The sequence below is a fragment of the Citrobacter sp. Marseille-Q6884 genome (genome assembly GCF_945906775.1).
Classification (GTDB): domain Bacteria; phylum Pseudomonadota; class Gammaproteobacteria; order Enterobacterales; family Enterobacteriaceae; genus Citrobacter.
Map to the genome: position 1 here is coordinate 2,341,008 of NZ_CAMDRE010000001.1, position 20,810 is coordinate 2,361,817.

Annotated in this window: 21 protein-coding genes and 1 other RNA gene; 16 read left to right on the forward strand and 6 right to left on the reverse strand. The window is 52.4% G+C overall.

Features of this window, described 5'->3' with window-relative positions; all coding sequences use genetic code 11:
• The first annotated feature begins 173 nt into the window (after window positions 1-173).
• The 4 genes from hupB (at window position 174) to fadM (ending at window position 3,566) form a co-directional block, all read left to right on the forward strand.
• On the forward strand, window positions 174-464 hold the full coding sequence (gene hupB / locus N7268_RS11020; protein WP_219352570.1) for a nucleoid-associated protein HU-beta: 291 nt from the start codon (window positions 174-176) through the stop codon (window positions 462-464).
• Between the two features lie 203 nt (window positions 465-667).
• Window positions 668-2,542, forward strand: coding sequence for a peptidylprolyl isomerase (gene ppiD, locus N7268_RS11025; protein ID WP_260862925.1), 1,875 nt, complete (start codon window positions 668-670; stop codon window positions 2,540-2,542).
• Window positions 2,543-2,688: 146 nt separating this feature from the next.
• Complete coding sequence (locus N7268_RS11030) at window positions 2,689-3,063, forward strand: helix-hairpin-helix domain-containing protein (RefSeq protein ID WP_260862926.1); 375 nt, start codon at window positions 2,689-2,691, stop codon at window positions 3,061-3,063.
• Between the two features lie 104 nt (window positions 3,064-3,167).
• A complete protein-coding gene (gene fadM / locus N7268_RS11035; RefSeq protein ID WP_198905109.1) occupies window positions 3,168-3,566 on the forward strand; it encodes a YbgC/FadM family acyl-CoA thioesterase in 399 nt (132 codons plus the stop codon).
• 55 nt (window positions 3,567-3,621) lie between these two features.
• Here fadM and queC read toward each other — a convergent pair whose 3' ends face one another.
• The gene (gene queC / locus N7268_RS11040; protein WP_260862927.1) at window positions 3,622-4,317 is read right to left on the reverse strand and encodes a 7-cyano-7-deazaguanine synthase QueC; all 696 of its coding nucleotides are present in this window, start codon (window positions 4,315-4,317) and stop codon (window positions 3,622-3,624) included.
• A 64-nt stretch (window positions 4,318-4,381) separates the two neighbouring features.
• A complete protein-coding gene (locus N7268_RS11045; RefSeq protein ID WP_260862928.1) occupies window positions 4,382-6,082 on the reverse strand; it encodes an SgrR family transcriptional regulator in 1,701 nt (566 codons plus the stop codon).
• 171 nt (window positions 6,083-6,253) lie between these two features.
• Here N7268_RS11045 and cof point away from each other — a divergent pair, with 171 nt between their 5' ends.
• Window positions 6,254-7,072 carry an HMP-PP phosphatase gene (gene cof, locus N7268_RS11050; protein WP_260862929.1) on the forward strand — a complete coding sequence of 273 codons (819 nt, stop codon included), beginning with the start codon at window positions 6,254-6,256 and terminating at the stop codon, window positions 7,070-7,072.
• Between the two features lie 51 nt (window positions 7,073-7,123).
• Here the strand turns inward: cof and N7268_RS11055 are convergent, their stop codons facing one another.
• Window positions 7,124-8,179, reverse strand: a complete 1,056-nt coding sequence (locus N7268_RS11055) for a PLP-dependent cysteine synthase family protein (RefSeq protein WP_260862930.1) — start codon at window positions 8,177-8,179, stop codon at window positions 7,124-7,126.
• A 112-nt stretch (window positions 8,180-8,291) separates the two neighbouring features.
• Between N7268_RS11055 and decR the strand changes: the two genes are divergently transcribed.
• The 6 genes from decR (at window position 8,292) to N7268_RS11085 (ending at window position 15,574) form a co-directional block, all read left to right on the forward strand.
• The gene (gene decR, locus N7268_RS11060; protein WP_198905104.1) at window positions 8,292-8,750 is read left to right on the forward strand and encodes an Lrp/AsnC family transcriptional regulator; all 459 of its coding nucleotides are present in this window, start codon (window positions 8,292-8,294) and stop codon (window positions 8,748-8,750) included.
• A gap of 44 nt (window positions 8,751-8,794) precedes the next feature.
• Window positions 8,795-10,567 (forward strand): SmdA family multidrug ABC transporter permease/ATP-binding protein, encoded by a 1,773-nt coding sequence (locus N7268_RS11065; protein WP_260862931.1) that lies wholly within the window; start codon window positions 8,795-8,797, stop codon window positions 10,565-10,567.
• On the forward strand, window positions 10,560-12,338 hold the full coding sequence (locus N7268_RS11070) for a SmdB family multidrug efflux ABC transporter permease/ATP-binding protein (protein ID WP_260862932.1): 1,779 nt from the start codon (window positions 10,560-10,562) through the stop codon (window positions 12,336-12,338). Before N7268_RS11065 ends, N7268_RS11070 begins: the two co-directional genes overlap by 8 nt.
• A 224-nt stretch (window positions 12,339-12,562) precedes the next feature.
• Window positions 12,563-12,901 carry a P-II family nitrogen regulator gene (gene glnK / locus N7268_RS11075; RefSeq protein WP_002891893.1) on the forward strand — a complete coding sequence of 113 codons (339 nt, stop codon included), beginning with the start codon at window positions 12,563-12,565 and terminating at the stop codon, window positions 12,899-12,901.
• Window positions 12,902-12,932: 31 nt separating this feature from the next.
• Complete coding sequence (gene amtB / locus N7268_RS11080; protein ID WP_260862933.1) at window positions 12,933-14,219, forward strand: ammonium transporter AmtB; 1,287 nt, start codon at window positions 12,933-12,935, stop codon at window positions 14,217-14,219.
• A 320-nt stretch (window positions 14,220-14,539) separates the two neighbouring features.
• A complete protein-coding gene (locus tag N7268_RS11085; RefSeq protein ID WP_260862934.1) occupies window positions 14,540-15,574 on the forward strand; it encodes an MBL fold metallo-hydrolase in 1,035 nt (344 codons plus the stop codon).
• 98 nt (window positions 15,575-15,672) lie between these two features.
• Here the strand turns inward: N7268_RS11085 and tesB are convergent, their stop codons facing one another.
• Entirely contained in the window at window positions 15,673-16,533 is an 861-nt protein-coding gene (gene tesB / locus N7268_RS11090; protein ID WP_260862935.1) for an acyl-CoA thioesterase II, read from the reverse strand.
• Between the two features lie 212 nt (window positions 16,534-16,745).
• Here tesB and N7268_RS11095 point away from each other — a divergent pair, with 212 nt between their 5' ends.
• Window positions 16,746-17,315, forward strand: coding sequence for a YbaY family lipoprotein (locus tag N7268_RS11095; RefSeq protein ID WP_198905098.1), 570 nt, complete (start codon window positions 16,746-16,748; stop codon window positions 17,313-17,315).
• Window positions 17,316-17,346: 31 nt separating this feature from the next.
• Here N7268_RS11095 and N7268_RS11100 read toward each other — a convergent pair whose 3' ends face one another.
• Window positions 17,347-17,736 (reverse strand): MGMT family protein, encoded by a 390-nt coding sequence (locus N7268_RS11100; RefSeq protein ID WP_260862936.1) that lies wholly within the window; start codon window positions 17,734-17,736, stop codon window positions 17,347-17,349.
• Between the two features lie 84 nt (window positions 17,737-17,820).
• Here N7268_RS11100 and ffs point away from each other — a divergent pair.
• The 3 genes from ffs (at window position 17,821) to N7268_RS11115 (ending at window position 18,584) form a co-directional block, all read left to right on the forward strand.
• Window positions 17,821-17,917, forward strand: an RNA gene (ffs, locus tag N7268_RS11105) — signal recognition particle sRNA small type.
• 200 nt (window positions 17,918-18,117) lie between these two features.
• A complete protein-coding gene (locus tag N7268_RS11110; protein WP_260863548.1) occupies window positions 18,118-18,369 on the forward strand; it encodes a hypothetical protein in 252 nt (83 codons plus the stop codon).
• On the forward strand, window positions 18,366-18,584 hold the full coding sequence (locus N7268_RS11115; protein WP_260862937.1) for a hypothetical protein: 219 nt from the start codon (window positions 18,366-18,368) through the stop codon (window positions 18,582-18,584). Before N7268_RS11110 ends, N7268_RS11115 begins: the two co-directional genes overlap by 4 nt.
• Before the next feature lie 35 nt (window positions 18,585-18,619).
• On the opposite strand, the gene N7268_RS11120 is transcribed toward N7268_RS11115, so the two are convergent.
• Window positions 18,620-20,047, reverse strand: coding sequence for a PLP-dependent aminotransferase family protein (locus tag N7268_RS11120; protein ID WP_260862938.1), 1,428 nt, complete (start codon window positions 20,045-20,047; stop codon window positions 18,620-18,622).
• Window positions 20,048-20,136: 89 nt separating this feature from the next.
• On the opposite strand from N7268_RS11120, the gene N7268_RS11125 reads away from it, so the two are divergent.
• Window positions 20,137-20,748, forward strand: coding sequence for a YczE/YyaS/YitT family protein (locus N7268_RS11125; RefSeq protein WP_260862939.1), 612 nt, complete (start codon window positions 20,137-20,139; stop codon window positions 20,746-20,748).
• Window positions 20,749-20,810 lie beyond the last annotated feature (62 nt).

Below are 20,810 nucleotides of genomic sequence, written 5' to 3' on the forward strand. Positions count from 1 at the left end.
CACTAATAAAAACAGGGCTGGCAGGCCATTTCGGACTTGCCAGCCTTTTTTTGTATAGCTAATTTAGATGACGGATTAGGTCTGCCATTATTAACGGGTGTTGTAAGGGCATGGCAGGCCTGATATAACTGCTGCGCGTTCGCACTTTGAAGGATTCAGGTGCGATATAAATTATAAAGAGGAAGAGAAGAGTGAATAAATCTCAACTGATCGACAAAATTGCTGCAGGGGCTGATATCTCTAAAGCTGCGGCTGGCCGTGCGTTAGATGCAATTATTGCTTCTGTTACCGAATCTCTGAAGGAAGGTGATGACGTAGCGCTGGTAGGTTTTGGTACTTTTGCCGTTAAAGAGCGTGCTGCCCGTACTGGTCGCAACCCGCAAACTGGTAAAGAGATCACCATCGCTGCGGCTAAAGTACCGGGTTTCCGTGCAGGTAAAGCACTGAAAGACGCGGTAAACTAAGTGATTCCCCCTTTGGGGATGTGACTAAGTACAAGGGCGCATCAACAGATGTGCCTTTTTTATTTGTGATTCCGGGACTTTCTACGCGTTGTGGGCTGACAATTGCCCCCGTTTCTTGTCACAATAGGTCTTTCCACGCAGCGTTCAGAAAACGCTATGCTGCGTGAGGTATACAGTCACCTACAGCGGAGTGTGGTTACACCATGATGGACAGCTTACGCACGGCTGCTAACAGTCTCGTGCTCAAGATTATTTTCGGTATCATTATCGTGTCGTTCATTTTGACCGGCGTGAGTGGTTACCTGATTGGCGGAAGCAATAACTACGCCGCAAAAGTAAATGGCCAGGAAATCAGCCGCGGGCAGTTTGAGAATGCGTTTAACAGTGAGCGTAATCGCATGCAGCAGCAGCTGGGGGATCAGTATTCTGAACTGGCGGCGAATGAAGGCTACATGAAAACGCTGCGCCAGCAGGTCCTGAATCGTCTGGTGGACGAAGCGCTGCTGGATCAATATTCCCGTGAGCTTAAACTCAGCATCAGCGACGAGCAGGTTAAACAGGCTATTTTCTCGACGCCTGCTTTCCAGGTGGATGGCAAATTTGATAACAACCGCTACAACGCGATTGTGAATCAGATGGGGATGACTGCGGATCAATATGCGCAGGCATTGCGTAACCAGCTCACTACACAGCAGTTGATCAACGGTGTCGCCGGGACAGATTTCATGCTGAAAGGCGAAACGGATGAGCTGGCAGCGCTGGTCGCACAGCAGCGTGTTGTGCGTGAAGCGACGATTGACGTTAACGCGCTTGCCGCAAAGCAGCCGGTGACTGATGAAGAAGTGGCCAGCTACTACGAGCAGAATAAAAATCGCTTTATGATGCCGGAGCAGTTCCGTGTGAGCTACATTAAGCTGGATGCCGCAGCCATGCAGGAAACGGCCAGCGATGCAGATATTCAGTCTTATTATGACCAGCATCAGGACCAGTTCACCCAGCCGCAGCGTAACCGTTACAGCATCATCCAGACCAAAACGGAAGATGAAGCAAAAGCGGTACTGGATGCGTTGAACAAAGGCGGTGATTTTGCCACGCTGGCGAAAGAAAAATCCGCTGACATTATCTCTGCCCGTAACGGCGGTGATATGGGATGGCTGGAAGAGTCCACCACGCCGGATGAGCTGAAAAATGCCGGCCTGAAAGAAAAAGGCCAGCTGTCAGGCGTGATTAAGTCTTCCGTCGGTTTCCTGGTGGCGCGTCTGGACGATGTACAGCCCGCGCAGGTTAAACCGCTGAGCGAAGCGCGTGACGATATCGCGGCAAAAGTGAAGCAGGAAAAAGCGCTGGATGCGTACTATGCGCTACAACAGAAAGTCAGCGATGCGGCAAGCAATGACAACGAATCCCTGGCGGGTGCGGAGCAGGCTGCAGGCATGAAAGCGGTTGAAACGGGCTGGTTTAGCCGCGACAGCCTGCCGGAAGAGCTGAACTTCAAACCAGTTTCCGATGCCATTTTCAATGGCGGTCTGGTGGGCGAAAACGGTACGCCGGGTAGTAACTCCGACATCATCACCGTCGATGGCGATCGCGCGTTTGTGCTGCGTATAGCGGAACACAAAGCGGAGGCGGTTAAGCCGCTGGCTGATGTGAAAGAGCAGGTTACCGCGCTCGTTAAGCACAATAAGGCGGAGCAGCAGGCGAAACTGGATGCAGACAAACTGCTGGCTGAACTGAAAGCAGGCAAAGGCGATGACGCGTTGAAAGCGGCTGGTCTGAGCTTTGGCGAGGAGAAAACGCTTAGCCGTACGGGTCAGGATCCGCTGAGTCAGGCGGCATTTGGCCTGAGCCTGCCAGCGAAAGACAAGCCGAGCTACGGTGTTGCAAATGACATGCAGGGTAACGTCGTTCTGTTGGCGCTGGAAGAAGTGAAAGCGGGTTCTATGCCTGAAGCGCAGAAGAAAGCGATGGTTCAGGGTATCACCCAGAATAACGCGCAGATTGTCTTCGAAGCACTGATGAGCAACCTGCGCAAAGCGGCAAAAATTAAAGTCGGCGATGCGCTGGACCAGCAGCAATAACCGAGGCTCCTCGCAAAAAATTGCAAAAAGTTGTATTCACCAAAGGCCGCTTTCGCGGCCTTTTCCATTTCTGAGATTTGCCATTTGTCCGTCGTTCCAGAGCTCGCTATCGTGATTCCACTGTAACCAAACAAGGAGAAAACAGTATGAAACATGGAATCAAAGCGCTGCTTATTACACTGTCGTTAACCTGTGCGGGCATGACGCAAAGTGCGCTGGCCGCCGAACCTGTCGCTAAAACTCAGACGACCCACACCAAAGCGGATAGCGCCGGTGCAGCGCAAAGCAAAGCCGCTGCACCGGCAAAAGCCAGTGATGATGACGGTACCAGAGTGAGCATCAACACCGCCTCAGCAGAAGATTTAGCGCGGGTGATGAATGGCGTCGGACTGAAGAAGGCGCAGGCTATCGTCAGCTATCGTGAAGAGTATGGTCCGTTTAAAACGGTGGATGATTTAAAACAGGTACCGGGAATGGGAAACTCGCTGGTGGAACGTAATCTGTCAGTTTTAACACTTTAATAACTTGCAGAGCGCCTAAAGTTTGCCAGACTATAGAGGTCATACCAGTTATGGCCTCTTTGTCTTACAGTATTCCTATAAAAACAAATTAGGGTTTCAGCGCTATGCAAACACAAATCAAAGTCCGTGGTTATCATCTCGATGTCTATCAGCACGTCAACAATGCCCGCTATCTTGAATTTCTGGAAGAGGCTCGCTGGGATGGTCTGGAGAACAGCGACAGCTTTCAGTGGATGACTGCCCACAACATCGCTTTTGTGGTCGTGAATATCAATATCAACTATCGCCGTCCTGCTGTACTGAGCGACCTGTTGACGGTGACCAGCCAGGTACAGCAGCTTAACGGAAAAAGCGGTGTCTTAAACCAGACGATCACCCTGGAGCCAGAAGGGCAGGTCGTCGCCGACGCGCTGATTACCTTTGTTTGCATTGATTTGAAAACGCAGAAAGCGTTGCCGCTGGAAGGCGAGTTACGCGAAAAGCTGGAGCAGATGGTTAAGTAGTCGATGGTAATGCCGGATCAGGTGCTTGCACCACTGTCCGGCATTACCCATCACATTATTGTAATCCGGTTTTTTGCTTCATTGCGGCCATGATAGCCGGTTTGTTTGCCAGATAATGGTTTAGCCCGTTGGCGCGCAAATTACAGGCTGCGCAGTGACCACAGCCGTCACCTTTAATGCCGTTATAGCAGGTCAGCGTTTCTTCACGTACCAGATCCAGTTTGCCCCAGTAGTCGGCCAGCGCCCAGGTTTCGGCTTTATCAATCCACATTAGCGGGGTTTCGAAGCGGATATCCTTGGCCATCCCCAGACTAACCGCATGGTTCAGGGCTTTGACAAATTCATCGCGACAATCCGGATAGCCGGAGAAATCAGTTTCGCACACGCCGGTAATGACCGCTTCGGCTTTTACCTGGTAAGCGTAAATCGCGGCCAGTGTTAAAAACAGGATATTGCGCCCCGGCACAAATGTATTGGGAATACCGTCTGTATCCGGTTCGTAATCAGGAACCGGAATGTTATCGCGTGTCAGGCTGCTGACAGCCAGTTCACTGAGCAGCGTAACATCAAGCACTTTGTGTGCACGGGCACCCAGTTTTAAGGCCAGGTCACGTGCGACATCAATCTCAGCGCGATGACGCTGACCATAATCAAAGGTCACGCAGTGTACTTCATCATACTGATGCAGCGCTTGCGCCAGACAGGTTGTGGAATCCTGGCCTCCACTAAATACGACAACGGCACGTTTCATGGCTTTTCCTGACAAATAACAAAAACCCTATGGTAGCGCCTGGGCGTGGCGTCGACCAGCTTCTTCACGTCGAAGGCGGCGGCAGCCAGGCTTCAGCAAACTCAAACCAGCCTCTTGGATTCAGTCTGACCCCATTGACCCCCGGCGGGGCGCTAATGCGGTAGTGATAGTTGAACAACGGCGTCAACGTCGCGTCATTCATCAGGTTGGCGAAAACCAGTTGTAAAGCAGCATGACGATGGTCCTCATCGGCTTCAATTTGCAGCGCATCCAGCGTGGTTTGTAGATGAGCAAATGCCGGTGCATCCAGAACATGCGGCCAGAGCTGATCGCAACGCAACCACTGTTCCAGGGTATATTCTGGTGCTTCGCCAATCAGTCTGTCACCCATCATCAGGTCCGCTTCAGCCAGAGAAGGGTTACCATCCCAGTTTTTGGCATTATGAAAAATGAGTGTTAATTCGCAGCCGAGTATCGCCAGCGCCTGACGAAGCTGTTCAGCCATCGCATGCAGTTCGACCGGAAGGTGATAAACCAACGTCAGTTTTTCCGGGAGCGCAACGTCGTCCACATCATCCCATTGCGGAATTGTCCAGCCAGGCAGCAGCGCATTGCTCGGGGTAATGAGATTTTCATCCACTTCAAGCGTCCGTAACAGGGAGGAGCGGTGAATAATATTGACCAGCCGTCGCGCCTGGGACGTGCTCAGACGCGGGCTTTTTCTGAGCGTTAAATAACAAAAACCCAGGCTGATGCCGCTGCTGACCTGGCTGAGCGTCGCCAATTCTTCAGGCTTGCCGATAGCAATTTGTACCGGATGTCGGCAACTGGTCCCCAAATCCTGGGCGAAAAGCTGCGGGGTGATCCAGTATTCAATCGCTTTGAGTAGCGGATGACTAAGGTGGTAGTGATCATGGCTTTCAATGCGGACCAGCTCAGGTGTAAACAGCGTTAGCCGAAACGGACCGCTGCCGACGAGCGGTTGTTCAGGATGCGCCAGATGGCTACTGTAGCTGGCCAGACGGTGTGCCAGCCAGAAATCCGGGCGATGCAGAATAAAGGTCAGGCACTGAGGATGGGTCACCTTAATGCATTTGATGCTGATAAAGAGCTTATTAAGTGCAGGGATCTCAAGCAGCATCAACAGGCGTTGATGTAGCTGTGCGGTGCTTATCACATCACCGTTATGCCAGTGTAATGTCGAACGAATATAGAAATCCCAGCGTAGTCCGTCGGCAGAGATATCCCAGTGGTGAGCTAAATCGCCACAGGGGCGTTGAGTCTTGCTGTCAAATCGGGTCAGGCCAGAGAATATCTGCCCGGCGAGATGCTGCTCTGCACGCCCCGGGAGAAAACCGGGATGTAACGGATCAAGCGGGCGGTAATAAGGGATACGCAAGGTTGGCGTATCGTTTTGCCACTGACCGCCCATAAACGGTTGCAGCAGGGTTCTTAACTCTCCGGGCGCCAGTTGAGCCAGCTCCAGCACGCTGAGCTGTTCTCCCTTTTGTAGCGCCTGTTCCATCATAGTGTTGCGTAGAGAATCTGGCGTCACTAAAAAACGCAACTGACCTCGTTTCCCGCGCCCGGACTGTGCTTCCCACATCAGCCACCCGGCATCCTGTGCCTGTCTCAGCAGTGTACGTACGTGGCGCTCGCTACAAAAACAGCGCTCAGCCAGTTCCCCGACGGTGACCGACTGCGGTTCACCATTTGAGGGCTGCCAGAGGCGTTGGTACTGGTTCAGGCGATTTAAAAGTCGCATTGACACTTCATCATTCAAGTTGCCTCGTTGTTGGCTGTGTATGACTCAGCCCGTCCCGGGAGTTTGCGTAAAGAAACCCGGAACAATTTGCTTTATCTATTCACTATTACTTCCGTATATCTCAGGTGATACTGGACCACAAGTTAACCGCGTCACAGAGTGGAGAAAGAAATGGCTCGTCTGGCAGCATTTGATATGGATGGCACCCTTTTGATGCCGAATCACCATTTAGGTGAGGAAACGCTCTCGACGCTGGCGCGCCTGCGTGAACGTGACATTACCCTTACGTTTGCCACGGGTCGTCATGTGCTGGAGATGCGCCATATTCTGGGCTCGATCTCACTGGACGCCTTTTTAATCACCGGCAACGGGACGCGGGTGCATTCACTGGAAGGTGAAGTGCTTCATCATCAGGATCTGGATCCCGCAGTGGCAGATATCGTGTTACATCAGGCGTGGGATACGCAGGCCAGCATGCATGTTTTTAATGATAATGGCTGGTTCACCGGACAAGAGATCCCGTGGATGCTAAAAGCGCACGTCTACAGTGGATTTCGCTACCAGATCGTCGATGTAAAACGTATCCCGGCCCATCAGGTGACGAAGGTCTGCTTCTGCGGGGATCATGACGATCTCATTCGTTTGCGTATCCAACTGAATGAGGCGCTGGGCGAACAGGCCAATCTCTGTTTTTCCGCAGTAGATTGCCTGGAAGTGCTGCCGCTGGGCTGTAACAAAGGTTCGGCGCTGGCGGTGCTGAGTAACCACTTAGGTTTTTCGATGGCTGAATGCATGGCGTTTGGCGACGCCATGAACGATCGCGAAATGTTAGGCAGCGTTGGCCGCGGCCTCATTATGGGTAATGCGATGCCACAACTGATTGCTGAGTTGCCACATTTATCGGTGATCGGCCATTGCCGCAATCAGGCGGTATCTCACTTTTTGACACATTGGCTGGACAATCCACATCTACCTTATTCCCCCGAATGAGAGATCCCTTCCAGCAAGCCAGACTTTAGCGTCTGGCTTTTTTTTCGCGGTTTAATGGGTATTCAGTAGACGAGCGATTTCCGCTTTCCACGGTGCCAAATCACCAATATGCATGTTGACCCATTGTGGGTTGTAGTACGTGTCCAGGTAGCGTTCGCCGCTGTCGCACAGAAGCGTCACCAGCGATCCTGTTTCTCCGGCTTCGCGCATACGGGCGGCAAGTTGCAGCGCGCCCCACATATTGGTTCCGGTTGAGGCACCCACTTTTCGGCCCAGTTGGGTTTCCAGCCAGTGCGCGGTGGCAACGCTTGCAGCATCCGGTACGCGCAGCATTTCATCAACCACGTCAGGAATGAAAGAGGGCTCTACGCGCGGGCGACCGATACCTTCAATTTTACTTCCCACCGGGCTGCGTAACGTAGCGTCACGATCCTGCCAGTAGGGCAGAAACACGGAGTTTTCCGGGTCAACCACCATCAGATGTGTGTCATAACCCTGACAGCGGATATAACGGCCAATCGTTGCTGATGTCCCACCGGTGCCGGCGCTCATCACGATATGTCTGGGGACAGGGTTTGGCTCACACGCCATCTGGCGGAAGATGCTGTCGGCAATATTGTTATTGCCACGCCAGTCGGTAGCTCGTTCGGCGTAAGTGAACTGGTCCATATAATGACCGTTTAGCTCACGCGCCAGTTGTTCAGACGCAGCGTAAATTTCGCAGGCGCTTTCAACGAAATGGCAGCGCCCGCCATAAAATTCAATCTGCTCAATTTTCCGTTTTGCCGTGCAGGAAGGCATCACGGCAATAAACGGCAATCCCAGCAGTCGGGCGAAATAGGCTTCGGATACGGCCGTTGACCCGGAGGAGGATTCAATAATGGTGGTGCCTTCTTTTATCCAGCCATTACACAGCCCGTACAGGAACAGTGAACGCGCCAGACGATGTTTCAGGCTGCCGGTTGGATGCGTGCTCTCATCTTTCAAATACAACTGAATGCCCGGGAACGCCGGTAGAGTCAGACGAATGAGATGCGTATCCGCAGAACGCTGATAATCCGCGTTGATTTCATTGATGGCGTTTTTAACCCAGGAGCTATTCATCATTAATATCCATTTGTCATTTTGTGCCTAGATTAGCGAAAAGCACGGAAAAAATTGTTGCTATTTAGCCTTTAAAATAGAATGTAAGGAGAAAATTCTTCTCTGTGGAGTGGATATGTTAGACAAAATTGACCGCAAGCTGCTCTGTTTACTGCAACAGGACTGCACCCTTTCTTTGCAGGCGTTAGCGGATGCCGTTAATCTGACTACAACGCCCTGCTGGAAGCGACTCAAAAGGCTTGAGGATGACGGTATTCTCCTCGGTAAAGTCGCGCTGCTGGACCCGGAAAAACTGGGGCTGGGTTTAACCGCTTTCGTGCTGATCAAAACGCAGCATCACAGCAGTGAATGGTACTGTCGTTTTGTCACCGAAGTGACCGGTATGCCGGAGGTTCTGGGATTCTGGCGCATGGCAGGGGAGTATGACTACCTGATGCGTGTTCAGGTCGCCGATATGAAACGCTACGATGACTTCTACAAGCGCCTGGTGAACAGCGTACCGGGTTTGTCAGATGTCACCTCCAGTTTTGCGATGGAACAGATCAAATATACGACTGCTCTACCTATTGAATAACTCTCCCGGCGGTCATTGCTGGAAATCATGTCAGGACATAACGCGTGCGATTATTTGCTCAATTAAGCTGGTACTTCCGTCGGGAGTGGCGTCGCTACCTCGGGGCAGTGGCCTTGCTTATCATCATCGCTATCCTTCAGCTCATCCCGCCAAAAGTGGTTGGTATCATCGTGGATGGTGTGACGGCACAACGCTTTACGACTGAACGGCTGTTGATGTGGGTCGGTACAATTGCCCTGATTGCGGTGGTGGTCTATTTGTTGCGCTATGTCTGGCGCGTGCTGCTGTTTGGTGCCTCTTACCAACTGGCGGTCGAACTGCGGGAAGATTATTACCGCCAGCTCAGCCGTCAGCATCCTGAATTTTATCTGCGTCATCGCACGGGCGATCTGATGGCGCGCGCCACCAACGATGTCGATCGCGTGGTGTTTGCCGCCGGTGAGGGCGTGTTGACGCTGGTGGACTCGCTGGTGATGGGCTGTGCGGTGCTGATCGTGATGTCTACGCAAATTAGTTGGCAACTGACGCTTATCGCGCTGCTTCCGATGCCTGTCATGGCGTTGATGATCAAACGTTACGGCGATCGGCTACATAACCGCTTTAAGCTGGCACAGGCCGCGTTCTCCAGCCTCAACGATCGTACCCAGGAGAGCCTGACCAGCATTCGCATGATTAAAGCGTTTGGTCTGGAAGATCGGCAATCGGCCTTGTTTGCTGCGGATGCCGAAGATACCGGGAAGAAAAATATGCGTGTGGCGCGTATTGACGCCCGTTTTGACCCAACGATTTATATCGCCATTGGTATGGCTAATCTCCTCGCGATTGCGGGGGGAAGCTGGATGGTAGTTCACGGTACGCTGACCCTCGGACAATTGACCAGCTTTATGATGTATCTCGGTTTGATGATTTGGCCGATGCTGGCGCTGGCGTGGATGTTCAATATCGTCGAGCGCGGTAGCGCCGCGTACAGTCGTATTCGCGCCATGCTGGCTGAAGCGCCCGTGGTAGACGATGGAACTGAACCGGTGCCGGAAGGGCGCGGTGAACTGGCGGTGTCGATTCGCGAATTTTGCTATCCGCTGATGACTCACCCGACGCTGGAAAATGTGAGTTTCCACCTTAAGCCCGGACAGATGCTGGGCATCTGCGGCCCCACCGGCGCGGGGAAAAGTACCGTGTTGTCGCTGATTCAGCGCCATTTTGATATCACCCAGGGGGATGTGCGCTTTCATGATATCCCTTTAACGCGTTTACAGCTGGATAGCTGGCGTAGTCGGCTGGCCGTCGTCAGTCAGACGCCCTTTTTGTTCTCAGACACGGTTGCCAACAACATAGCGCTTGGACGACCTCAGGCAACCCAGGCTGAGATTGAGCATGTGGCGCGTTTGGCCAGCGTGCACGAGGATATTTTACGTCTCCCGCAGGGATACGACACCGAAGTGGGCGAGCGTGGTGTGATGCTCTCGGGGGGGCAAAAACAGCGTATTTCCATTGCCCGCGCGCTGCTGCTGAATGCCGAAATCCTGATCCTGGATGACGCCTTGTCGGCGGTAGACGGTCGTACCGAACACCAGATCCTGCATAACCTGCGGCAGTGGGGCGAGGGGCGAACGGTGATTATCAGCGCCCACCGCTTATCCGCATTAACGGAAGCCAATGAGATTATTGTCATGCAGCATGGGCATATTGCGCAGCGCGGCGAGCATGACTCGCTGGTACAGCAATCTGGCTGGTATCGCGATATGTACCGCTATCAGCAGCTCGAAGCGGCGCTGTCTGACGCACCAGAAATAAGTGAAGAGGCTGCTAATGCGTAGTTTTGGGCAATTATGGCCAACCCTGAAAAGGCTGCTGGTTTATGGATCGCCATGGCGTAAACCGCTGGCTATCGCGGTGGTGATGCTGTGGGTTGCGGCAGCAGCAGAAGTCAGTGGTCCGCTGCTGATCAGTTATTTTATCGATAACATGGTGGCGAAAAACAACCTGCCCCTGGCGATGGTTGCCGGGCTGGTCGCGGCTTATATCGGTTTACAATTACTGGCGGCGGGTTTGCACTATGCGCAGTCGCTGTTATTTAACCAGGCGGCTGTCGGCGTGGTGCAACAGCTACGCACGGACGTGATGGACGCAGCGCTGCGCCAGCCGCTCAGCGAGTTTGACACCCAACCCGTCGGACAACTTATTTCGCGTGTCACCAATGATACCGAGGTTATTCGCGATCTGTACGTTACGGTGGTGGCGACGGTGTTGCGCAGTGCCGCATTAATTGGTGCGATGCTGGTCGCGATGTTCAGCCTGGAATGGCGTATGGCGTTGGTGGCGATGGCCATTTTCCCTGCCGTGCTGGTGGTGATGGTGATTTATCAGCGCTATAGCACGCCTATTGTGCGCCGCGTTCGCGCTTATCTGGCTGATATTAACGATGGCTTTAACGAAGTCATTAATGGTATGAGCGTGATCCAGCAATTCCGTCAGCAGGCACGCTTTGGGGAGAGAATGGGGGAGGCCAGCCGTTCACACTATATGGCGAGGATGCAGACCTTGCGGCTGGACGGGTTTTTACTGCGCCCGCTGCTCAGCCTGTTTTCTGCGTTAATCCTCTGTGGCTTGTTGATGCTGTTCAGTTTCACCTCCGGCAGCGCCATTGAAGTTGGGGTGTTATATGCGTTTATTAGCTATCTCGGTCGTCTGAATGAACCCCTGATAGAGTTGACGACCCAACAGTCAATGTTGCAACAGGCGGTGGTCGCTGGCGAACGCGTTTTTGAACTGATGGACGGGCCTCGCCAGCGTTATGGAGATGACGTCCAACCGCTGAAGAGCGGGAACATCGAGGTTGATAACGTTTCCTTTGCTTATCGCGACGACAATCTGGTACTGCAAAATATCAGCCTGTCCGTTCCCTCGCGCAGTTTTGTTGCCCTGGTGGGTCATACCGGGAGCGGCAAGAGTACGCTCGCCAGCCTGCTCATGGGGTATTACCCGCTGACAGAAGGTGAGATTCGGCTCGACGGGCGGCCGCTCTCCTCGTTAAGCCACAGCGTTCTGCGTAAGGGCGTCGCAATGGTGCAGCAGGATCCGGTCGTGATGGCCGACACTTTCCTTGCCAACGTTACGTTGGGTCGCGATATCTCCGAGGAGCAGGTCTGGCAGGCACTGGAAACCGTGCAACTGGCGGAACTGGCGCGCGGCATGAGTGAAGGCATTCATACCCGACTGGGCGAGCAAGGCAATAATTTGTCTGTCGGGCAGAAACAGTTGTTGGCTCTGGCGCGGGTACTGGTCGACACGCCGCAGGTGCTGATTCTGGATGAAGCCACCGCCAGTATTGACTCGGGTACGGAACAGGCGATCCAGCTCGCGCTGGCAGCGGTACGCGAACACACCACGCTGGTGGTGATTGCTCATCGGTTATCAACCATTGTTGATGCCGATACTATCCTGGTGCTGCACCGGGGTCAGGCCGTTGAGCAGGGGACGCACCAGCAGTTGCTGGCGGCGCAAGGGCGTTACTGGCAGATGTATCAGTTGCAGTTAGCGGGTGAAGAGCTGGCGGCCAGTGCGCACGAAGAGTCGCTTATCGCCTGATGCCCTGATGTCGTGTCGCCAGCTGTTACGGCACCCTCTGGCCGTCAACAATCTGGTGCAAAAATGTAACGCACTATGCACCGTTATAGTGCGTTTTTTCTTTCTTTCCCCCGACAGCACCCTGCGATCCTGAATTATTCCGCGTTTTTCATTCCTGGCACACCCCTTGCAATATCCAGCATGTGTATCTGCAGCCATTACCGAATTCTGACTGGAGGGGATCTATGAAGCTGGTTACCGTGGTAATCAAACCGTTCAAACTGGAAGACGTCCGTGAAGCATTGTCTTCTATTGGTATTCAGGGACTGACCGTCACCGAAGTAAAAGGTTTTGGCCGACAGAAAGGCCATGCCGAGCTGTACCGGGGGGCTGAATATAGCGTCAATTTTTTACCGAAGGTGAAGATTGATGTGGCGATTGCCGACGACCAGCTTGATGAAGTGATTGATGTCATCAGTAAGGCGGCCTACACCGGAAAAATTGGCGACGGCAAAATTTTCGTCGCTGAGCTGCAACGTGTTATTCGCATTCGTACCGGCGAAGCCGACGAAGCCGCACTGTAACTTTTGGCACACAGTGATAGGAAACCAAAAAATGAAGATAGCAACGATGAAAACAGGTATTGCTTCACTGGCGCTGCTGCCGGGACTGGCAATGGCGGCACCGGCGGTCGCGGATAAAGCAGATAATGCTTTTATGATGATTTGTACCGCACTGGTGCTGTTTATGACCATTCCGGGCATTGCGTTGTTCTACGGCGGTTTGATTCGCGGTAAGAACGTGTTGTCGATGCTGACTCAGGTTACGGTAACCTTCGCACTGGTCTGCATTTTATGGGTGGTTTATGGCTACTCGCTGGCGTTTGGCGAGGGGAATAGCTTCTTCGGCAACTTTAACTGGGTGATGCTGAAGAGCATTGCGCTGACGGCGGTAACGGGGAGTTTCTATCAGTATATCCACGTGGCTTTCCAGGGGTCGTTTGCCTGCATCACCGTAGGGCTCATTGTTGGTGCGCTGGCTGAACGCATCCGCTTCTCCGCGGTGCTGATTTTTGTGGTGGTGTGGCTAACACTGTCTTATATCCCTATTGCGCATATGGTGTGGGGCGGTGGTTTGCTGGCCTCTCACGGTGCGCTGGATTTCGCGGGCGGGACGGTGGTGCATATTAACGCGGCGATTGCTGGTCTGGTTGGGGCTTATCTGATTGGTAAACGTGTCGGTTTTGGCAAAGAAGCGTTTAAACCGCATAACCTGCCGATGGTCTTTACGGGTACCGCGATCCTCTACATCGGTTGGTTTGGTTTTAACGCAGGTTCTGCGGGTATGGCCAATGAAATCGCGGCGCTGGCCTTTGTGAACACGGTTGTTGCCACTGCGGCGGCCATTTTGGGATGGATCTTCGGTGAGTGGGCATTGCGTGGCAAACCCTCTTTGTTGGGCGCCTGTTCCGGTGCCATTGCGGGTCTGGTTGCCGTCACGCCTGCCTGTGGTTATATCGGTGTCGGTGGTGCGCTGATTATTGGCGTGATTGCGGGACTTGCGGGGCTGTGGGGCGTGACGATGTTAAAACGTTTTCTGCGCGTCGATGACCCGTGTGATGTGTTTGGTGTCCACGGCGTTTGCGGCATTGTCGGCTGCATCCTGACCGGGGTATTCGCGGCCAGCTCTCTGGGCGGCGTGGGCTTTGCTGAAGGCGTCACGATGGGACATCAGCTCCTGGTGCAGCTGGAAAGCGTGGCGATCACCATTGTCTGGTCCGCTGTGGTGGCCTTCATCGGTTATAAGCTGGCGGATATGATTGTGGGTCTGCGTGTACCGGAAGAGCAAGAGCGCGAAGGTCTGGATGTTAACAGCCATGGTGAAAACGCCTACAACGCGTGATTTATAGCATTCGCAACAACGTCTACAACCTCCCGTGAGTACGGGAGGTTTTTTTTTACCGCAGCCTGAATAAACGCAATGTGCGATCTACTGTAAAATAATGTTTCAGTCTGGACGTTATTACCCGTGTATATCATCCTGACACGTAGTACCCAAATCATTCGCCATCATTAAATATTTTCTGATACTCGATTTTTTTGAAATATTTGAGCGCTTTGTAATGAATGATTTTTCATCTTTTAAAGTAATATCCCGCAGTTAGAAACGTAATGTAATTATTCATGGGTTTTATTTTTCTAATATATAAATAAGGATGTTTTATGATAAAAATAAAAACTATTTTATTGCTTATTACTGTATTATCCAGCTCAGGGGGTTTTGCACAAAAAACGGTTTCAGCGACATCCACGGTAAATGCACATTATGTGGAGCCCTCTGCTAAAAAAGTGATCATGATAAATGATAAAATTAATGATCTTTTTAACAGGAATATAGAACAGCCATACATTCTACAAAAGATTGGCGAACGAACTTATTTTGTACAGCGCTATTTTTATGCAACGATATTTTATGTCGGGGATAACGGTGTGTTGCTGTTTGATGCCCCGGAAGGGCGGGGAGAGTATCTGCTACGCGCCATTCGTGAGGTGACGCCATTGCCTGTCACTGCGCTTATCTACTCTCATTACCATGTTGACCATATGGGTGACAGTCATTTTTGGGTGGCTCAGGCGCAAAAAGCCGGTGTCGCTCTGCGTATCATTGCCGGTAAAGCAACCGTCGATAAAATGCATGACATGTACAGCCAGCTACCAAAGGCTAACGAAATCCTGAGCAAAAATGACGATTGGTTTAATTTTGAAAAATTAATTGTTGAATACCACCGTTTCAGAAAACCTGCTCATACTGACGACCATTCGGTCTGGTTACTCAAAGAACAAAAGGTGGCATACAGTCCTGACCTGCTTAATCCAGATCAACTGCCTGTCATGGGGTTTTCGGCATCGGATACGCTGGTTTATCATGATGAGAATTTACGACAAGTCGAAGCGCTGGATTGGGATTATTTTATCGGTGGTCACGGAAATATCGGATCACGCGAGGATTTCCAGTTTCAGCGTCGTTTCTTTAACGATCTTCGCGAAGCAACAAGCACTGTCAGAAAAGAAGAACCCTTTTGGAAATATATTAATAAATCGACCAATAATCATGCTGACTTTGTTCGTGCGCAACGCGATGTGATTATTAAACGGGTGACAGAGATATTACGTCCTGAATATGGTCATATGTACGGTTATGATGCTTCCATGCCTGCGAACATAGAACTGGCGATCAGGCTGGTGGGCTCCTATTAGCCTTATATATTCAGACAAAGTTATTGCGTCATTGTGGTGCGCAGTATGATGGCGACAGGTCTCCACCCGGGAGAATCTGTCGCCGTCGAATGGCAATCTTAGTTGCGATTGCGCATCACGCCTTCCTGCACGGTCGAAGCGACAAGCACGCCGTCCTGAGTATAAAACTCACCGCGCACAAAACCACGGGCACCGGAGGCAGAAGTGCTTTCTACGTTATACAGCAACCACTCGTTAATATTGAAAGGACGATGGAACCACATTGAATGGTCGATGGTGGCTATCTGAATGCCTTTCTCCAGAAAACCGATGCCATACGGTTGTAGTGCGACGGGCAGGAAGTTCAGGTCAGACGCGTAGCCAAGAAGATATTGATGTACGCGAAGATCGCCCTCCAGCGTACCGTTGGCGCGGATCCACACCTGACGAGCAGGGTCGGCAACGTGCCCTTTTAACGGGTTATGAAACTCTACCGGACGAACTTCCAGCGGTCGGTCGTTGATAAATTTTTCTTTTAACAGCGGCGGCAATAAATGCGCAACTGAGCGGGCAATTTCTGTTTCGGATTTCAGCATCTCAGGACCTGGTGCTGCAGGCATCGTTTTCTGATGCTCGAATCCCTCTTCTGGTGCCTGAAAAGAGGCGGTCATATAAAAAATGGGTTTTCCGTTCTGGATTGCAGCAACGCGGCGTGCGCTGAAGCTGTTACCATCGCGCAGAACTTCCACATCGTAGATGATCGGCTTTTGGCTATCGCCGGGACGTAAAAAATAACTGTGGAAGGAGTGCACCTGACGTTCTTCCGGCACAGTTTCTTTTGCGGCATACAGCGCCTGACCGACGACCTGTCCCCCAAAAACCTGACGTAACCCTAAGTCTTCACTTTGGCCCCGAAAGAGTCCTTCTTCTATTTTTTCCAGATTCAACAATGTCAGCAAATTTTTCAGTGCCAGACTCATACGTGCTCTCCAGGTGATATCGATGTCGCAGCGAGGTAGGCAGAGTATAACGCAATTTTGAAAGTGGTCCGATGGGTGCAATTGTCTGAATAACAGGTCTATTACAGGCAAAAATAGCTGATTTGTGCCACACTTAGTCACGTTATGTTTTTGTTAACCACTCTTCTGGCGAGGAAAGTTCTCGCTGGTGCATTGATGATAAGGAGAATTTAATGAAACTCGTGCACATGGTAAGTGGTTTAGCGGTTGCGGTCGCTCTGGCGGCCTGTGCTGATAAAAGTGCAGATATTCAAACACCTGCGCCAAGCCCAAATACGTCAATTGCTGACACACAGTCAAAAATTCAGCAGCCGAATGTTTCTGGTACGGTATGGATCCGTCAGAAAGTTGCCTTGCCACCGGATGCCGTGCTGACCGTCACGCTGTCGGATGCGTCGCTTGCGGATGCGCCGTCAAAAGTGCTGTCACAAAAAGCGGTGCGTACTGAAGGTAAGCAAGCGCCGTTCAGCTTTGTGCTCCCGTTTAACCCGGCAGACATTCAGCCCAACGCCCGTATTCTGTTAAGTGCGGCGATCACAGTGAATGACAAACTGGTGTTTATCACTGATACCGTCCAGACGGTCATTAATCAGGGCGGAACCAAAGCGGATCTGACACTGGTTCCGGTTCAGCATACGGAAGTCCCGGTTCAGGCCAGCGGTGGTGCGGCGACGACTGTTCCGTCTACGTCTCCCACACAAGTGAACCCTTCTTCTGCGGTGCCTGCTCCTACGCAGTACTAAGGCAGCCATAACCCTCTCCGTCAGGAGAGGGTTAATACACCCACCGATAGCGCTGTAAATCGATTTCCCCCTTGCCCGAAACCACTACCCCTTCAGCCAGTAAGGCCTGACGTTGGCGCTGTAAATCCGGTCCGGTCAGGGATATTGCGCCATGGCGATTGACGACACGATGCCAGGGGAGGGTGCTGCCTTCGGGGAGGCGTTTTAGTACGCCTCCCACCTGACGTGCAGCACGCGGTGAACCGGCAAGTCTTGCTACATCGCCATAAGTCGTGACGAATCCTTCGGGGATTGAGGCGACGATTTGCCAGACACGTTGGGGGAAAGAGTCTTGTATATCCATTATTTTTTCCTGCGCTAATCTTTCAGCATAATCCTCAATGGCGTGGGAGTGAAGCCGCATTGCACAAGAAAACAGCATCCGATGCGGGATGGGTTGCAATTACAGGGTGCAGCAGTGATAATGCGCCTGCGCGTTGGTTAACAACGCTCTCAATGGGGGCTCTGTTGGTTCTCCCGCAACACTACTCTGTTTACCAGGTCAGGTCCGGAAGGAAGCAGCCAAGGCAGATGACGTGTGTGCCGGGATGTAGCTGGCAGGGCCCCCACCCAATTCTGCCGTCCGGCGACTCTCTTTCCGTAAATCTTCTCTTTTTTGTCATCGTAGTGTCATTTTAATGTCATCAAATGCTGCCACTGTGTTTCGGGGATGTTATTTGCTGCCGTTATTTCCCGTCCGCACTGTCAGGACGTAGGTTCTGTTTGTGGTGCGTTTTGGCTGATGACCACAAGGATTTTTACGATGTCGAATGCCGTACTAAATGTCAAAATTGATGAGGCGCTAAAAGAAAAACTTCGCCATTACGCCGAAGTGAATAATGAGAATTTAAGTATCTCAACGGAAAAACTGCTGCTTATCGCATTTTCCGCCGTAGAACAGGCGGGAGTCTCCGCTGATGAGATTGACAGCCAGCATACGGAAGAATCCGTGGTTGAAGCACTGACTCCTAAAGAAATCAAAGCATTGCGTAGATTGCTGAAGAAGAAAAAATGAAACAACAACCGCTCTCAACTGCCCGTAATTATGGCGAAGCCTGTGAATTGCTGCGCTCCGGTTATGTGAAACATGTTCGCCTGAGCTGGAATGTCGGCAGCGATGAATTTTTTCGTATCGCTTCCGACTGGTGCGATGCCGGGGCGAAGATCAAAAAAGACGGCGAGAATTTTGTTATTTCTCTGAAGGGGTTTCCCGTTCCCCGCCAGCCGTAACTCATGCAAGAAGATGGGCCTTTTTGGCTCATCGCTTAAATTATTTTGCGTATTTTTCCGCTAGTGGCCTGTAAACGCAGGTTGTCCCAAATCGGCTGTAACGTGTTAAAAGCTGAACGCATTGTGTCGTCCGGTAGTGCGAAGGGCATACGCAAGAAGCGATCGAATGCGCCATCCAGACCAAAACGCGTGCCGGTGCCAAGCTGAATGCCTGCACTTTCAGCGCGAGTGGCAAATAATGTCGCCAGCGTGTCGGGCAATTCGACCCAGAACGATAATCCTCCTTGTGGCTGAGTGAAGCGCCATTCCGGGAAATGTGCGCTCATCAACGAGCGGCACAGATCGCGACGTGCCGCGAGTAATTGTCTTCTGTCGGGCAGAAACGTGTCGGCGTGATCCAACAGCCAGCCGGTGGCAAGCTGCTCAAGTACAGGCGAGCCTAAATCAAATGTGTCACGGGTTTGTACCAGTGCCGCAATAGTCCGCGACGACGCACGAACCCATCCCAGACGCAGTCCTCCCCAAAAACTCTTACCAGCCGATCCCAGCAGAATAATAGGAGCCTCGCGATGGTAAGCGGCGAGGGGGAGGGGCGGTGGTGCGTCGTACCACAGATTAACCATCGTTTCGTCTATCACCAGCGTGGTATGCGTTCTGGCGGCGATATCGGCCACTATCTGGCGAGTGGCGTCATCCATACAGCGTCCGGTGGGATTGTGAAAATCGGGCATCAGGTAGGCCATTCGCGGAGCGGTTTGTGCGAAGGTGGCAACCAGCCCGGCCGTATCCCAGCCGTGCTCGGGCAGCGATACGCCGACCGGGCGACAGGATGCGCCCTGAATTGCCGCAATGGCGAGCGGATAAGTCGGATGATCAACCACTACGCGATCGCCTGGCCCAGTGAGTAATCGCAGGATCAACGCCAGGCCGCTGACGGCGCCATTCACCACCATTATTTCATCGGGCTGAGTCGGCAGCCCACGAGCACAATAATGGCGGGCAATGGATTCGCGTAAAGATGACAATCCTTGCGGCAGATACCCGGAACTCAGCAGATGCTGTGGCATGGCGAACAAGGCCTGCTGGTAAGCCTGATGTATTTCTGGTCCGGCGTTGAGCGCCGCAGTAGACAGATCGAGTGCGGTGCTGGTGTGCGTGCGCGTGGGAACATGACGAATATGTTCCGGCAGGATAACACGTGAGCCGCTACCGTGGCGGCTTTCCAGATACCCTTCTTCACGCAGTTGCGCCATTGCGCTGGCGATGGTGGTACGGCTCACCTCGAGTACGGCGGCGAGTTCGCGCTCACCGGGCAACCGGCTATCCAGTGCCAACCGTCCATCCAGGATCAGCAAACGCAGGGCTTCCGCCAGCTGTCGCCAGAGAGGCATTCGTGAGGAGGTCTCTTGCCAGCGCCCGAGTAGACGCTGCAGAGACTGGCTTCCATAGCGACGAGAGGTCATAGCAGTCCACTTTTTGAAAACTGGACATTAATCATAGTGCCATTTACGACGAAGATGAAAGTCAACTGCGTGGGGGAGAGGAGAAAAACATGCTGCGTCGTTTACTTCAACTGTATGCCGGGCTGGCGTTATATGGTGTCTCGACAGCCATGTTTGTGCGTGCAGATCTCGGTGCCGACCCCTGGAACGTTTTTCATCTCGGGGTGGCGAATTTACTGGCGATGAATATCGGTGTGGTGATTATTGGCGTTGGGGTTCTGGTGCTTTTGTTATGGATACCGCTGCGTCAGCGTCCAGGATTTGGCACATTGAGCAACGTTATTATGATTGGGCTGGCGGCAGATGTGGCGCTGATGGTGATTCCGCCCTTTGAATCCCTTTTTACGCGCAGTGGACTGCTGGTTTTCGCGGTGATACTGAATGCGCTAGCGACCAGCCTGTATATTGGCGCCGGTTTTGGTGCCGGTCCACGAGACGGCCTGATGACCGGTATTCATGCGCGTACGGGGTGGTCGGTAAGGACCATTCGTACTGCAATTGAACTCTCTGTTCTGCTGACGGGCTGGCTGCTTGGCGGTACCGTTGGGGTCGGTACGGTACTGTACGCGCTGGCCATTGGCCCGTTAATTCAGCTGTGCCTGCCGTGGTTTCGGCATCAACCACAGTCACGAATCCGGGTTCGCGATGAGCCTACGGCATGATCCTGTGATGGCGACTAAACTTAAGCTCGACTGACGCGGTCGGAATCGGCTTGCCGCGCAGT